The organism is Pseudomonas sp. BN411, assembly GCF_029871235.1.
GTDB lineage: Bacteria > Pseudomonadota > Gammaproteobacteria > Pseudomonadales > Pseudomonadaceae > Metapseudomonas.
The window spans coordinates 1-13874 of sequence record NZ_SSOM01000043.1 but is presented as its reverse complement, the minus strand read 5'-3'; the positions used below and the strand labels follow the sequence as shown (position 1 = coordinate 13874).

The following is a 13874-nucleotide window of genomic DNA, read 5'->3' as shown; positions in this document are numbered from 1 at the left end:
TGGTCCGGCCTGCGCCCGGCCGACCGCGAGCGCATCCTGCTGCGTTTCGCCGCCCTGGTGGAAGAAAACGCCGAGGAACTGGCCCAGCTGGAAACCCTGAGCCAGGGCAAGTCGATCAACATGTCGCGCATGCTGGACGTCGGCGCCACCGTCGAGTTCATGCGCTACATGGCCGGCTGGGCGACCAAGATCGAAGGCCAGACCATGGACGTGTCGATCCCGATCCCGCCGGGCTCGCGCTTCACCGCCTTCGCCCGGCGTGAGCCGGTGGGCGTGGTCGCTGGCATCGTGCCGTGGAACTTCCCGCTGATGATCACCACCTGGAAGGCCATGCCCGCGCTGGCCACCGGCTGCACCGTGGTCATCAAGCCCGCCAGCGAAACCCCGCTGACCGCCCTGCGCCTGGCCGAGCTGGCCTTCGAGGCGGGCATCCCGGCCGGCGTGTTCAACGTCGTCACCGGCGGCGGCAGCACCGTGGGCAACGCCCTGGCGTCGCACCCGCTGATCAGCAAGGTGTCCTTCACCGGTTCCACCGCCGTGGGCAAGAGCGTCGGCGTGGCCTGCATGGAGAACATGACCCGCTTCGCCCTGGAGCTGGGCGGCAAGAACCCGATGATCCTGCTGGCCGACGCCGACGTGGAGAAGGCCGTGCAGGGCGCGCTGCTCGGCGGCCTGCTGAACAACGGCCAGGTCTGCGCCGCGGCCTCGCGCTTCTACGTGCACCAGTCCATCTACGAGCCCTTCGTCGAGGGCCTGGCGGCGGCGGTGAAAGGCCTGTCCATCGGTCCGGGCATGGACCAGAACGCGGCGATCAACCCGCTGGTGTCGCGCAAGCAGCAGCTGAACGTGCTCAAGCACATCGACCTGGCCCGCCAGGAAGGCGCCCGCGTAGTCGCCGGTGGCGAGCGTCTGGAGGGCGACGGCTTCTTCGTCCAGCCCACCGTGCTGGCCGACGTGAACCACGCGATGACTGTGTCGCGCGAAGAAGTCTTCGGCCCGGTGCTGTCGGTGATCCCCTTCACCGATGAGGACGCGATGATCGAACTGGCCAACGACAGCGTGTACGGCCTGGCGGCGAGCCTGTGGACCAACGACCTGTCCAAGGCGATGAACCTGGTGCCGCGCATCGAAGCCGGCACCGTGTGGGTCAACGCCCACGTGCTGCTGGACCCGAACATGCCCTTCGGCGGCGTCAAGCAGTCCGGCATGGGCCGCGAGTTCGGCCGCGCGGTGATCGAGGCGTACACCGAGCTGAAGTCGGTCTGCATCGCCCACTGATTCGAACCCTCGATTTCCGGCAGGCGCCTTCACGCCTGCCGGTTTTTTTGTGGGTTCTGTCTGTGGGACGAACCCATCTTGTAGGGGCGAATTCATTCGCCAAGCAGGCCGAAGGTCTGCCCATAGATCTTGAAGGGGGCAGCTGCGCCGCCCTTGGCGAATGAATTCGCCCCTACAGAAATGAATTCGCCCCCACATGGATACGCGCTACCCTTGGTCAGCCCGACGCCCTCACTGTTTCCTTGCACCAGCTCCCGAGCCGGGAGCTACCCAATCAGAGCGACTCCAGACACCTACTGATCCGGGTCCAAAACATTAAAATAACATACGTTGCGTTAATTAAATCGCACTGCTAGTCTCCCCTTCATCCGAGAGAAAACTCAGAGGAGACAGCACCATGAACGACTCTCTGCGCAAGGCGTTTCTGGAGGACGGGGCGGTCCTGATCAAGGGCCTGTTGAATGCGGATCAGCTGGCACAGTGCCGCGCAGCCTTCGACTGGGCCGTGGAAAACCATGGCCCCCACGCCACCCGGATGTTCAATGGATCCGAGCAGCAGTCCCATGTCGACAACGCCAACCCCTTGGCCAAGGAACGACTGGAGGAACTGGTGTCCTCCCTGCCCTTCGGCCAGCTGTTCGCCGATCTCTGGGGCTCGGAAAATGTCTGGTACTTCGCCGAGGAGGTGTTCCTCAAGGCCGGCGGCCATGGTTCTCGTACGCTCTGGCACCAGGACACCTCTTACCTGCCCTGGGCCGGCAAGCACTGGGGCAACGCCTGGATCAGCTTCGAGTCCGTTCCCCGGAAGAATGCCCTGGAGATCATTCGTGGCTCCCATCTCGGACCACGCTACGACGGCACCACGTTCCGCGACCCCAACGACCCGACCCAACCCCTGCATGGCGGCGACCTGCCCCGCCTCCCGGATGTCGAGGCCGAGCGCCGTCTGAACCCCGACGTCTACGAGATCCTCTCCTGGGCCACCGAGCCTGGCGACGTGGTACTGCTGCATCCCGGCTCGCTCCACGGCGGCGCGCCGGTCGACGCGGACTTCCCGGATCGCCACACCTTCGTCTTCCGCTTTTTCGGCGACGACGCCACCTTCCACCCACTGCCGGAACACAGCGATTCGGGCTACCCGACACAAGGCGTCCTGTTCACCGAGCAGCTGTCGACCCTGAACGCCGGCGAACCCTTCCGCCACCCGACCTTCCGCCAGCTCGTCTGAGAGGAGCGCCGCCGATGAGTACCCAGAACCTCAAGCGACAGTCCATCAATCCGCCGCCGACCCAGGTGTTCTACGACAACTTCCACTTTTCCCAAGCCACCCGCGTAGGCGACATGATCTGGGTCTCCGGCCAGGTGGGGATCGACGGCGCCATGAAGCCCGGCGATGGCATCGAGGAGCAGGCGCAATTGGCCTTCCAGGCCCTGAAGTCCGTCCTCGAAGCGGCCGGCGCCAGCCTGGCCGATGTGGTGGAGCTGATGACCTTCCACACCGACATGCAGACCGACATGCCGACCTTCGCCAAGGTCAAGGACCAGTACCTCCCCGACCGCTACCCGTCCTGGACCGCCATTGGCATTTCGCAACTCGCCCTTCCCGAACTGCGAGTGGAGATCCGTGCCGTAGCGGTAGCTGGATGTGGCGACGCCTGAACCCGGAAACCTCCTTCCATAACAAGCACAAGGACCACCATGGCTACGCTGACCGTGATCTACCCCCTGACCGCCGGTTCCACCTTCGACCGGGACTATTACCTGTCCACCCACCTGCCGCTGGCCCAGGCCGCGTGGAGCGAGTTCGGCCTGCAATCGGCGGAGGTCCTGTTTCCCGCTGCGCCCCCCCAGCCCCTGGCCGGCATGGTGCTCCTGCGTTTTGCCGACCAGGCCGGAATCGATGCCGCCCTGGCCTCCCCCAGGACGCGCGAAGTGGTCGGCGATGTGCCGAACTTCACCAACATTTCACCGGTGATCTTCCGCGCCGACGACTGAAGGGCCGCCTGATCGGGCGGATGGAAATGCCCCGCTCCAGTGCCGGTCCGTCGTGAGTGCTTTATTCCAACAATTTCCCTATGCTGGATCGCCCCCGGAGAGCCGCTGCCAGGGGCAACGACTTCTTCAACTGACTTGACCATCTTCTCGAGCACCTATGCCTGACTCCAAAGCCCGCCGTACCGCCGAAATCCACAGCGCGAGTGAAGACGAGGCCAAACCCGTCGCGCGCCGGGGCCGGCCGGTTGGCGACCACAACGCCAAGCGAGCCGAGCTGCTGGCGGCGGCCATCGCGGTGATCGCCCAGGAAGGCTACGCCGGAGCGTCAATGCGCCGGGTGGCGCAACACGCTGGCTGCACCACGGGCGCAGTGACCTACTACTTCGCCAACAAGGAAGAAATGGTCGGTGCCGTGGCTCAGGATCTGTTCGACCGGGTCGATGCGCTGCTGGAAATCAATCTTGAACAGCTCGACTTCAAGTCACTCATCCAGCAGTGGCTGGATTGGATCAGCTCCGACCAGCCGGACAACTGGCTGGCCTGGCTGCAACTGCTCACCCACGCCCGCCACGAGCCCGCGTTCGGCGGGGTTATCAAGCAGCGCTACGCACGCTTCCGCCAGGTGTTCACCTCGGTGCTGGAAGAAGGACAGCAACAGGGCAAGATTCGCGACGATATCGCCGCCGAACTGCTCGCCGACCAGGTCAGCGCCCTCAGCGATGGCTGGCTGATGATGCTGCCGATCGAGCCCGAGCGCTTCAGCGCGGAACGCGGGCAGGCCCTGATCGATGCGCTGATCACCCTGATTTCCCCGCCCAAGGCTGCCAAGCGCTCGTCCCGAACCAAAGCCGCCACGCAGTAAGCCTCACCTCGACGGGCCCCGCACCGGGCCCTTCTTCATCTCTCATATCCCGTATTCCCTCCCCTCCACGGGCCTCGCAACCGCGTGCTTCGTGCTGCCTGCGCGGGCGCTTTTCAGCCTGCCCTAGCCTCGTCCGCAATCCGTCACGCCAGGGCGTGCGCCTGGCGTGGCACCCCAATCCTTCCCCCTCCCGACATTCTTCGCTTTGCACCGCATCAGTTGTGAGTTATTTTACGTAACACTGGTTATCTTAATTAAAACAACAGAGCTGACCGAGGCGAAGATGGAATCTGAAAACCATGATTTATCGCTGACTGCACGCCGGCGACGCCTGCTCCTGCAGGCGATGGGAAGCGCGGCACTAATGGGCGGGATAGCGCTCAGCGGACGAGTCACCGCCAATGTGCTGCGGGAAGGACAGGACGATGTCCTGGACGTGGCCATCATTGGCGCAGGGCTGGCGGGCCTCACGGCCGCTCGGGACCTGAAGCGGGCAGGCTGCGACTCCTTCACCGTGCTGGAGGCCCGGGACCGCGTGGGCGGACGCACGCTCAACCACGACCTGGGCAATGGCGTCGTCTCGGAAGCCGGCGGCCAATGGATCGGCCCCGGCCAGACCGCCATCTTCGACCTGGCCCGCGAACTGGAGGTCGATACCTTCCCTTCCTACTACCAGGGCAAGAACGTGTACCTGGTGGGCGGCGCCCAGTATGAGGAGGACCTGTCCGATAGGCAGGGCTCCGGCTCTCCGATTACGGAAAAGCTCAATGAACTGGCGCGGGGCGTTCCCAGCAAGGAACCCTGGACGGCGGCGGAGGCGGCCTCCCTCGACAAGCTATCGGTCGGCCAGTGGCTGGCCCAACAGGGGCTCGACAACGTGGCCAGGCTCAGCTTCGATTCATCCATCGGACTGACCACCGGCACGCCCCCTTCGAACCTGGCGCTGCTGCATTACCTCTCCCTCATCAACTCCGCCGACTGCAGCATGGAAAAGCTCGAGGGGTTCAAGGGCGGAGCCCAGGAAACCCGTTTCGTCGGCGGCTCGCAGATCTTGAGCACGCGGATGGCGCAGGCGCTGGGCGACAAGGTCCGGCTTTCGTGCCCGGTGCGCAAGATCGTCGGCTGGGACAGCGAAATCGTCGAGATCCATACCGACCAGGGCATCATCCGCGCCCGCCAGGTCATCGCCGCGCTGCACCCGGCGCTGTGCAACCAGATCACCTTCGACCCACCGCTTCCCGAGGGCCGCGCAGAGCTGCATCGCCTTTGGCCCTCCCACGCCCCCATGCGCAAGACCGTGCATGTCTATCCGCGTCCGTTCTGGCGGGAACAGGGCCTCAACGGCCAGATCACCCAGGCCGATGGTCCGCTGATCCTCTCCTACGACAACTCGCCTCCGGATGGCAGCGTCGGCGTCCTCAGCGCCTTCGTCCGGACCGCACAACTGCCCCAGGATCCCAAGCGCGCCGAGAGCACCCTGTCGGCCATCTACGCCGAGGTACTGGGCGACGAGGCGCTGCACCCTACCCAGTTTCACGACCATGACTGGGGCAAGGTCGACCCCTGGACCCTGACCTGCGTCGGCTCCATCCCGCCGGGCTTCCTGACGAAATGGGGACAGTACCTGAAACCCTCGGTCGGTCGCCTGATCTGGTCCGGTACCGAAACGGCCGATCTCTGGGCCAGTGGCATGGACGGCGCAGTGCGCTCCGGCCACCGGGCAGCACTCGAAGCGCTCCAGGCGCTGGTGAAAGCCGGGAGGAACGCCTGATGAAACGAGCCCTTCTCTTCAGCGCCGCAGCCATGGCAGCGGGCCTGCTGACGGCCGCAGCCGTTGTCGGACCGGAACTGCTGTCAGGCTATCGGTTCATGGATGCCCTTGACCGCTACTACGCTGGCTACGAGGCCAATGGCGGCGCCTGGCCGCAGATCCAGGACTCCTGTGCGCTCTGCCATGGCGTCAACGGCCAACCCCGGGATGCGCAGTATGCAGCCCTTGCTGGTCAGCCAGCGGCCTACATCGAAACGCAATTGCATGCCTTCGCCGAGGGGCGGCGGCGCAGTGCGCAGATGGGGCCGTTGGCGGCGAACCTGAGCGATACGCAGATCAAGTCCCTGGCGGACTACTTCTCCCGCCAGCGGCCGGAAACGACGGAGGCACCTGAGCGGGACGACGCCCTGGCAAAACGCGGAGAGGCAGTGGTAGCCGCCAGAGGATGCATTGCCTGCCACGGCGAACGCCTCTCCGGCGGCCCGCTCGGACCCCGCATCGCCGGCCAGGGCGAGGGTTATCTCTCGGACCAGTTGAAGGCCTTCAAGCACGGCCAGCGCCAGGACCCCGCCCAGGCCATGAACGCGATGGCCAGCTCGCTTTCGGATGAGGAGCTCAAGGCCACCGTCCACTACCTCTCCGGACTGGCGCCAACGCAACCCCACAGCGCCCACTGACCCGCTGGCGGGCAGGGACGCTCGCCATCTCCCACCCGCGCAACGCCTGCTGCAAAACACGCACGCCCTGCAACCGCAGGTCGGCCTTATTTTACGTAACGATTTATTTGCATAACATCTGTTGCGTAAATGTTTGCAGCGGATTACAGTCCAGCAAAACAACAAAAGCTTCAGGAGCTCAGCTCATGAAAGACGCCACAAACCTTCCCCATGCCGACGCCGGCATCGCCATCCCCCTTGCCCTGCCCAATGCACCTGCGACCGCTTTCCTGAACCGTTCGGGCAGTGCGCACCTCGCCATTGCAGCTCACCGCGCATCGCTGTTCATGGGACGCCTCGCGGGCTAAGCCGACTCCATTAATCAATTGCCCTGCTTACCTCGATGAGCATGGAGATCCATATGAACAACAATCATTTCGACATACTGATCATTGGCGCCGGCTTGTCGGGCATTGGCACTGCCTGCCATCTCACCAAAGAATTCCCGAACAAGAGCCTGGCCATTCTGGAGCGCCGCGATCGCGTCGGTGGGACCTGGGATCTCTTCCGCTATCCGGGAATTCGTTCCGATTCGGACATGCTCAGCTATGGCTACAAGTTCCGCCTCTGGAACAGCCCGAAGATACTGGCCGACGGCGCCGAGATTCGCCGCTACATCCAGAGCACCGCAGCCGAGTTCGGCTTAAGCGACAAAATCCAATATGGCTTGAAGGTCACGCGCGCCAACTGGTCCAGTGAATTGCGCCTGTGGCAGCTAACCGCCCTGCACGAGCCCAGCGGTACTGTGCGCACCTACAGCTGCAAGCAGCTGCTGTGCTGTACCGGCTACTACAACCAGGATGACGGCTTCCTGCCGCAGTTCCCTGGAGAGGAAAGCTTCAAGGGCATCAAGATCCACCCGCAGCACTGGCCAGAAAACCTGGACTACAAGGGCAAGAAAGTCGTTGTGATTGGCAGCGGGGCTACCGCAGCGACGTTGATTCCAGCCATGGCGAATACCGCCAGGCACATCACCATGCTGCAACGCTCGCCTTCGTACATCTATGCGCTGCCGTCCAATGACGTACTGACGCTCGCGCTGTCTCGCATCATGCCGAGCGAGTGGGCGCTCAAACTGGCCCGTAAACGCAACATCCTGATGTACCGCGCCATCTACGCGGTCTGCCGACGCTGGCCGAAGCTGATGCGCAGCTTCCTGCTATCCCACGTGCGCAAGCAGGTTGGCCCGGACGTCGACATGCGCCATTTCACGCCCAAGTACATGCCCTGGGACGAACGCCTTTGCGCCGTGCCTGGTGGGGACATGTTCAAGGCCATTCGCGATGGCAAGGCCTCCGTTGAGACCGACCAGATCGATCGCTTCACGAAGAAGGGCATCCTGCTGAAATCCGGCAAGGAGCTGGAAGCGGACATCATCATCACCGCGACCGGCCTGCAACTGCAGCTGCTCGGCGGCATGGAGCTGTCGGTGGATGACGTACCGCGCGCCATCGGCGAACGGATGACCTACAAGGGCGTGCTGCTGGAAGACCTGCCCAACATTGCCTGGCTGTTCGGCTATACCAACGCGGCCTGGACCCTGAAGGTCAGCGTCTCGGCGCAGTACCTGTGCCGTCTGTTCACCTACATGGAAAAGAACCGTCTTGAAGTCGTCATTCCGCACGACAACGGTGAGAACTCCACCCCCAACAGCATCATGCACTCGATGAAGTCGGGCTATATCCAGCGCGATCAGCAGTTCCTGCCGCGCCAGGGGAAAACCTATCCCTGGCAGGTCGCCATGAACTACGGCCCGGACAAGAAGATGCTGCTCAAAGACGCCGTCGAGGACAGCCGTCTGGAGTTCCTGCCCGCCAGAAAAGCGAGCACACCCTCCTCCAACGTCACGCCATTGGCCGTATCGCGAGACGCGAAGCCAGTGATCGCCACCCGTGAAGTTCAGGGGGAGTAAACATGCAAGGTCAAATGATGACGCTGCCGCTGATCGTCTCTTCCCTGCTGGAACATGCAGAGCGCTATCACGGCGACACTGAGATCGTCTCCCGCACGGTCGAAGGTACGCTTCACCGCTATACCTATGCCGACGCGCATGTGCGCGCCAGGAAAGCCGCCAATGCGCTGAAGAAGCTCGGCGTTCAGCAGGGTGACCGCGTCGGCACCCTGGCATGGAACGGCTACCGGCATTTCGAGCTGTATTACGCGATCTCGGGCATGGGTGCGATCACCCACACCATCAATCCTCGCCTGTTCCCGGAACAGATCAGCTGGATCGCGAACGATGCCGAAGACAGCGTCGTGTTCTTCGACCTGAGCTTTGCGTCACTGGTCGAATCCATCGCAGCACACTGCCCGAGCGTCAAGTTCTGGGTCGCAATGACCGCCCCTGCGCACATGCCGGCCCTGAGCATCCCGAACCTGCTCTGCTATGAAGACCTGCTGGCCGAAGAGTCAGATGACTTCGCCTGGCCGCAGCTCGATGAAAACTCGGCAGCCGCCCTTTGCTACACCTCCGGGACCACGGGCAACCCCAAAGGCGTGCTCTACTCCCACCGCTCGACCCTGCTGCACGCCCTTTCCAGCTTGCAGCCGGACGCCCTGGGCCTCTCCGGGCGTGACGTGATCGCACCCGTGGTGCCCATGTTCCACGTCAATGCCTGGGGCCTTCCATACTCGGCGCCACTGGTGGGCGCCAAGCTGGTGTTTCCGGGGGCTGCGCTGGATGGCGAGAGCGTCTTCGAGCTATTCGAGAACGAGGGCGTCACCTTCTCCGCTGGCGTACCCACCGTGTGGCTGGCCGTGCTGCAGTACATGCAGAAAAGCGGCTCGGCACTGTCGAGCATCAAGCGCATGGTCGTCGGTGGCGCGGCTTGCCCACCGGCCCTGATGAAGAGTTACGAGAAAGACTTCGGCATCAAGATCCAACATGCCTGGGGCATGACCGAAATGTCGCCGCTGGGCACTGTCAGTACGCTCAAGGAATCGCACCTCAAGCTGAGCGACGAGGCGCGCTTCGCCATCGAGGTCAAGCAGGGCCGCCCGCCCTTCGGCATCGACCTGAAGATCGTCGACGACGAAGGCAACGCCCTGCCCCGCGACGGCAAGACCTCAGGCGCACTGCTGGTCCGCGGCCATTGGGTTCTCAACCAGTACTTCCGCAAGGATGACAGCCCGCTGCTGGACGGCTGGTTCCCGACAGGCGATGTGGCCACGCTGGACCAGGACGGCTTCATGCAGATCACGGACCGTTCCAAGGATGTCATCAAGTCCGGCGGCGAGTGGATCAGTTCCATCGAGCTGGAAAACATTGCCATGGGCCACCCGGCGGTCGCCGAAGCTGCTGCGCTGGGCATCGCTCATCCGAAATGGGATGAGCGCCCGTTGCTGGTGGTCGTGAAGAAAGCAGACCTGGGCGTCAGCCGCGAGGACATCCTGGCCCAGTACCCAGGCAAGGTCGCCAAGTTCTGCATTCCCGATGACGTGGTGTTCGTCGACGAAATTCCACACACCGCGACCGGCAAGATCAGCAAGGTGCAATTGCGTGAACAGCTGCGCGAGTACCGCTGGCCGACCGCTAACCCGGCCCAGGCTTGAGGTGGCGCCATGACGACTCACGTGAAAACCTTCACTCGCGTCATCCATCCAGCGAAGGGCCGTTGGACAAGCGAGCTGCTCAATCTGCTGCTGCGCCTCTCCGTGAAGTCGCGGCATGGCTTGCACATCGACATTCCGAAACTGCGTGAAAAATTCCGCCAGCTGAATCGCCAGGCGCCTCGTGTCCTGGCCGACGTGCAACGCGAAAGCGTGGATTGCAACGGCGTCGCTGCCCAGTGGCTGTCGCCCAAAGGTTGCCGCCAGGACCGGGTACTGCTCTATATCCATGGCGGTGCATTCGTGGCTTACACGCCCGATGTGTACGCCGCCATGGTGGCGTCCTGGTGTCAGCCGCTGAAGGCCCGGGCGCTGATGCTGGACTACCGCCTGGCTCCCGAGCACCCCTATCCCACCGCGCTGGAAGAGTGCCTTGCGGCCTACCGGTGGTTGCTGGATCAGGGCATCAAGGCCAAGGACATCGTCATCGCTGGCGATTCCGCGGGTGGCAACCTGGTCATGGCCACACTGCAGCACCTCAAGGCTGCCAATCAGCCGCTGCCTAGCTGCGCGGTACTGCTCTCGCCCTTCCTGGACTTCACCCTCAGTGGCGCAAGCGCGCTGGGAAATGCGCCTCACGACCCGATCTTCAACCTGGCCTTCGCGGTTGGGATCCGTGGTTTCTACGCACCCGCCGAGACCTATTCGCAACCGTCGGTATCGCCCCTGTTCGGGGATTTCAGCGGCCTTCCACCGTTGCTGTTCCAGGTGGGCAGCACGGAAATGCTGCTGGATGACTCCGTTCGTGCCGCAGCCTTGGCCGACGCGGCCGGCGTGCCGGTGCAGCTGGAGATCTGGAAGCGGCTTCCCCATGTCTTCCAGATGATCGCTGCCCTGCCCCAGGCCCGTGCAGCGGCCCAGCGCATCCTGAGCTTCGTCAACGACCACACGGACTGGAACGGCTAGCGGATCGGCAACCACTCCGCTCACATGCTTCCTGGCTCCCCCTATTCGAGACCCGCAAAGATGGAATTCGACTACATCATCGTTGGCGCCGGCTCTGCCGGCTGCGTCCTGGCAAACCGGCTGAGTGCCAATCCGGATACCCGCGTCTGCCTGCTGGAAGCCGGCCCCGAAGACAAATCCCCACTGATCCATATCCCGGTCGGCATGGCGGCGATCCTGCCGACCCGCCACGTCAACTGGGCGTTCAAAACCGTCGCGCAACCGGGACTGGGCGGGCGCCTCGGCTACCAGCCGCGCGGCAAGGTGCTGGGTGGCAGCAGCTCGATCAACGGCATGATCTACATCCGCGGCCACCAGAGTGACTTCGACGATTGGCAGACGCTGGGCAACGATGGCTGGTCCTTCGCCGATGTGCTGCCCTACTTCCGCAAGAGCGAGATGCACCACAGCGGCAGCAGCGAATACCACGGCGGTGACGGCGAACTCTACGTCAGCCGAGCCCATCGCCACGCCGCCACCGAGTCGTTTGTCGAAGCCGCGATCAACGCCGGCCACCGCTTCAATCCCGACTTCAATGGCACGCAGCAGGAAGGCGTCGGTTACTACGACGTGACCATCCGCGACGGCCGCCGTTGGAGCACCGCCACGGCCTTCCTCAAACCGATCCGTGAACGTAGCAACCTCACCGTGCTTACCGGCGCCCACGCCGAGCGCGTCCTGCTCGAAGGCAAAAAGGCCGTCGGTGTGCAGGCCCTGGTCAACGGCGTGCACCTGCAACTGAAGGCGCGCAAGGAAGTCCTGTTGGCCGCCGGTGCCTTCGGCAGCCCACACCTGCTGATGCTCTCCGGCATTGGCCCGGAGTCGGAACTCAAGCCCCAGGGCATTGCCGTGCAGCATGAGTTGCCGGGCGTCGGCCAGAACCTGCAGGACCACCCGGACGTCGTGCTCTGCTACAAGAGCAGCGACACCTCGCTGCTGGGCGTGTCGGTCAGTGGCACTCCGAAAATGAGCAAGGCGCTGTTCGAATACCTGCGCCGCCGGCGTGGCCCGCTCTCCAGCAACTGCGCCGAAGGCGGTGGCTTCCTCAGGACCGACGCCAACCTGGCGCGCCCGGATATCCAGTTGCACTCGGTCATCGGCTCGGTCGACGACCACAACCGCAAGTTCCATTGGGGGCATGGGTTCAGTTGCCACGTCTGCGTGCTGCGACCCAAGAGCATCGGCAGTGTCGGACTGGCCTCCGCCGACCCGAGCGCGGCACCGCGTATCGACCCGAATTTCCTCGGCCACGACGATGATGTACGGACCCTGCTCAAGGGCTATCGCATGGCCCGCGAGATCGTCAGCCAGTCCCCCATGGCGCGCTTCGGCCTCAAGGATCTCTACAGCGAAGACCTGCACAGCGACGAGCAACTGATCGAGCTGTTGCGCAAACGTACGGACTCCATCTACCACCCGGTGGGTACCTGCAAGATGGGCCAGGACGAAATGGCCGTGGTCGACAGCCGCCTGCGCGTGAAAGGCATCGACGGTCTGCGGGTGATCGACGCCTCGATCATGCCGACCCTGGTCGGCGGCAACACCAACGCGGCCTCGATCATGATCGCCGAACGTGGCGCCGAGTGGGTCACCTCGGCTTGAGGCGCCGGCAAGGAGCTGCATCATGACGGGCTAGACTGATGAGTAAACGCGTTCGCTGTCCGCCTGATAAGGGAGAGCCAATGCCGCGGCCCGCCCTCAGCGATGCCATGTAGTCAGGCCGCACACGCACTTCACCACCGTCATCAATCTCCAAGGAAAGCGCACCATGGCCAAGTACCTGATCTCCTTTCCCAGTGCGGCGATGGTCGTGCCCGAAGGCGAGTTGGAGGCGGTGGGCCGCGACGCGCACGCCGTGATCGAAGAGGCGAAGGCCGCTGGCGTTTACGTATTCGCCGGCGGCATCGACGAAGACGCGCCGCCCGTGCTTGTCTCCGCCGACGGGTCAGTCACCGAGGGCGGCTACCCGTGGGCGCCCTCGCTTGACGGCGGCTTCACCGTGCTCGAACTGCCCTCGCGCGAGGAGGCCGTCGCGTGGGCCGCGCGCATTGCGAAGGCCTGCCGCTGCGAGCAAGAGCTCCGCGTCTTCGGGCTCGACCCGCGGTCCTGAGGGCGGTACTGAGCGGGCGCATAAAGTGCAGCCTGACCATTGATGCACCACGCGCCCAGTCGGCTCTGGGGTCCAGGGAAACAGCCCAACAGCCTGATATCCGCTGCCGGCGCCGTTTATACCTGGCCGGGGCCCATAGCAGGCGCTTCCTTGCACCCACTACGACAGGAACGTCTTCAGAGGATCGTGCTTTGCTTGGAAATCAGGCGACGGATCAACAGAAAGCTATCTGATTGCCAGCCCCCTTGTTGGGTGACCAAGCCTCCCAAGGAGTTTCAAACCAGTCAGCGAGGCTTTTCGCTTCTTGCCACACCGGAGCCAACCACTCATCCAGAGACACGTGGCTGGCAGCTCGACATCGTTGCTCCAGACCGCAGCTCTGGTAGAAGCGATTGACCACATCGACCATGGCCTCTCGCTGGTCCTCGAACAGGATTGCGCCATGAACCAGCACCACCAGGCGATTATCTGCTGCACGCCGCCGCCAACGTTGCGCGGTTCCCACCAGCTTGCGGCGCCCCAGGGTCACGTTGAACCGACCGTCACAGAACGCGCCGGGAACCTCCCCGAGACCAGGTAGCAGCCCCA

At 63.8% G+C, this 13874-nt stretch carries 13 protein-coding genes and 1 pseudogene; 13 read left to right on the top strand and 1 reads right to left on the bottom strand.

All coding sequences use genetic code 11. The features are described 5' to 3' along the window. The 13 genes from E8F06_RS05740 to E8F06_RS05680 all read left to right on the top strand — a co-directional run. Positions 1-1278, top strand: a 1278-nt coding sequence (locus E8F06_RS05740; protein ID WP_280365078.1) for an aldehyde dehydrogenase family protein, incomplete at its 5' end; no start/stop codon positions are given. 397 nt (positions 1279-1675) lie between these two features. Continuing rightward, on the top strand, positions 1676-2506 hold the full coding sequence (locus tag E8F06_RS05735; RefSeq protein ID WP_280365076.1) for a phytanoyl-CoA dioxygenase family protein: 831 nt from the start codon (positions 1676-1678) through the stop codon (positions 2504-2506). A 14-nt stretch (positions 2507-2520) separates the two neighbouring features. Further along, complete coding sequence (locus E8F06_RS05730) at positions 2521-2937, top strand: RidA family protein (RefSeq protein ID WP_280365074.1); 417 nt, start codon at positions 2521-2523, stop codon at positions 2935-2937. A 39-nt stretch (positions 2938-2976) separates the two neighbouring features. Beyond that, positions 2977-3273 (top strand): EthD family reductase, encoded by a 297-nt coding sequence (locus E8F06_RS05725; RefSeq protein ID WP_280365071.1) that lies wholly within the window; start codon positions 2977-2979, stop codon positions 3271-3273. 157 nt (positions 3274-3430) lie between these two features. After that, positions 3431-4135: a TetR family transcriptional regulator C-terminal domain-containing protein gene (locus tag E8F06_RS05720; RefSeq protein WP_280365069.1), complete on the top strand. Its 705-nt coding sequence runs from the start codon at positions 3431-3433 to the stop codon at positions 4133-4135. Between the two features lie 283 nt (positions 4136-4418). Beyond that, positions 4419-5906: an FAD-dependent oxidoreductase gene (locus E8F06_RS05715; RefSeq protein WP_280365067.1), complete on the top strand. Its 1488-nt coding sequence runs from the start codon at positions 4419-4421 to the stop codon at positions 5904-5906. Then, positions 5906-6583 carry a c-type cytochrome gene (locus tag E8F06_RS05710; RefSeq protein ID WP_280365065.1) on the top strand — a complete coding sequence of 226 codons (678 nt, stop codon included), beginning with the start codon at positions 5906-5908 and terminating at the stop codon, positions 6581-6583. The genes E8F06_RS05715 and E8F06_RS05710 overlap by 1 nt, the downstream gene beginning before the upstream one ends. A gap of 185 nt (positions 6584-6768) precedes the next feature. Beyond that, on the top strand, positions 6769-6930 hold the full coding sequence (locus E8F06_RS05705; protein WP_280365062.1) for a hypothetical protein: 162 nt from the start codon (positions 6769-6771) through the stop codon (positions 6928-6930). A 53-nt stretch (positions 6931-6983) separates the two neighbouring features. Next, positions 6984-8534, top strand: a complete 1551-nt coding sequence (locus E8F06_RS05700; protein ID WP_280365060.1) for an NAD(P)/FAD-dependent oxidoreductase — start codon at positions 6984-6986, stop codon at positions 8532-8534. Between the two features lie 2 nt (positions 8535-8536). After that, positions 8537-10174 (top strand): 3-(methylthio)propionyl-CoA ligase, encoded by a 1638-nt coding sequence (locus tag E8F06_RS05695; RefSeq protein WP_280365058.1) that lies wholly within the window; start codon positions 8537-8539, stop codon positions 10172-10174. Between the two features lie 9 nt (positions 10175-10183). Continuing rightward, positions 10184-11137 carry an alpha/beta hydrolase gene (locus E8F06_RS05690; protein ID WP_280365055.1) on the top strand — a complete coding sequence of 318 codons (954 nt, stop codon included), beginning with the start codon at positions 10184-10186 and terminating at the stop codon, positions 11135-11137. Positions 11138-11197: 60 nt separating this feature from the next. Further along, complete coding sequence (locus E8F06_RS05685; RefSeq protein WP_280365053.1) at positions 11198-12778, top strand: choline dehydrogenase; 1581 nt, start codon at positions 11198-11200, stop codon at positions 12776-12778. A 166-nt stretch (positions 12779-12944) separates the two neighbouring features. Continuing rightward, positions 12945-13286 (top strand): transcription initiation protein, encoded by a 342-nt coding sequence (locus tag E8F06_RS05680; protein ID WP_280365051.1) that lies wholly within the window; start codon positions 12945-12947, stop codon positions 13284-13286. Positions 13287-13500: 214 nt separating this feature from the next. Here the strand turns inward: E8F06_RS05680 and E8F06_RS05675 are convergent. After that, positions 13501-13874, bottom strand: a pseudogene (locus tag E8F06_RS05675) (lipoate--protein ligase family protein); the annotation flags it as partial.

Coding starts and splice junctions, on each gene's coding strand:
- E8F06_RS05735 (WP_280365076.1), top strand. CDS start 1,676: ATGAACGACTCTCTGCGCAAGGCGTTTCTGGAGGACGGGGCGGTCCTG.
- E8F06_RS05730 (WP_280365074.1), top strand. CDS start 2,521: ATGAGTACCCAGAACCTCAAGCGACAGTCCATCAATCCGCCGCCGACC.
- E8F06_RS05725 (WP_280365071.1), top strand. CDS start 2,977: ATGGCTACGCTGACCGTGATCTACCCCCTGACCGCCGGTTCCACCTTC.
- E8F06_RS05720 (WP_280365069.1), top strand. CDS start 3,431: ATGCCTGACTCCAAAGCCCGCCGTACCGCCGAAATCCACAGCGCGAGT.
- E8F06_RS05715 (WP_280365067.1), top strand. CDS start 4,419: ATGGAATCTGAAAACCATGATTTATCGCTGACTGCACGCCGGCGACGC.
- E8F06_RS05710 (WP_280365065.1), top strand. CDS start 5,906: ATGAAACGAGCCCTTCTCTTCAGCGCCGCAGCCATGGCAGCGGGCCTG.
- E8F06_RS05705 (WP_280365062.1), top strand. CDS start 6,769: ATGAAAGACGCCACAAACCTTCCCCATGCCGACGCCGGCATCGCCATC.
- E8F06_RS05700 (WP_280365060.1), top strand. CDS start 6,984: ATGAACAACAATCATTTCGACATACTGATCATTGGCGCCGGCTTGTCG.
- E8F06_RS05695 (WP_280365058.1), top strand. CDS start 8,537: ATGCAAGGTCAAATGATGACGCTGCCGCTGATCGTCTCTTCCCTGCTG.
- E8F06_RS05690 (WP_280365055.1), top strand. CDS start 10,184: ATGACGACTCACGTGAAAACCTTCACTCGCGTCATCCATCCAGCGAAG.
- E8F06_RS05685 (WP_280365053.1), top strand. CDS start 11,198: ATGGAATTCGACTACATCATCGTTGGCGCCGGCTCTGCCGGCTGCGTC.
- E8F06_RS05680 (WP_280365051.1), top strand. CDS start 12,945: ATGGCCAAGTACCTGATCTCCTTTCCCAGTGCGGCGATGGTCGTGCCC.